This window comes from Pseudomonas sp. PH1b, assembly GCF_000633395.1.
Taxonomy (GTDB): Bacteria; Pseudomonadota; Gammaproteobacteria; order Pseudomonadales; family Pseudomonadaceae; genus Aquipseudomonas.
On sequence record NZ_AYMU01000062.1, the window covers coordinates 1 to 534 of the forward strand.

The following is a 534-nucleotide window of genomic DNA, read 5'->3' on the forward strand; positions in this document are numbered from 1 at the left end:
CTCAAGGCCCTGCACCTGGGCGCCCAGGCGATCCGCTGCGGCGATGCCGAAGTGATCATCGCCGGCGGCCAGGAAAACATGAGCCTGTCCAACTACGTGCTGCCCGGCGCCCGCACCGGCCTGCGCATGGGCCACAGCCAGATGGTCGACAGCATGATCAGCGACGGCCTGTGGGACGCCTTCAACGACTACCACATGGGCATCACCGCCGAGAACCTGGTGGAGAAATACGGCATCAGCCGTGAAGCCCAGGACGCCTTCGCCGCCGCATCCCAGCACAAAGCCGCCGCGGCCATCGAGGCCGGGCGCTTTGTCGACGAGATCACCCCGATCCAGATTCCCCAGCGCAAGGGCGAGCCGCTGACCTTCGCCACCGACGAACAACCGCGCCCCGGCACCACCGCCGAGGCCCTGGCCAAGCTCAAGCCGGCGTTCAAGAAAGACGGCAGCGTCACCGCCGGCAACGCCTCGGCGCTGAACGACGGCGCCGCCGCGGTGATGCTGATGAGCGCCAGCAAGGCCCGGGCCCTGGGC

At 68.7% G+C, this 534-nt stretch carries 1 pseudogene; it reads left to right on the top strand.

Annotated elements, in window-relative coordinates:
* A pseudogene (locus tag U873_RS0133750) lies at positions 1–534 on the top strand (acetyl-CoA C-acetyltransferase); the annotation flags it as partial.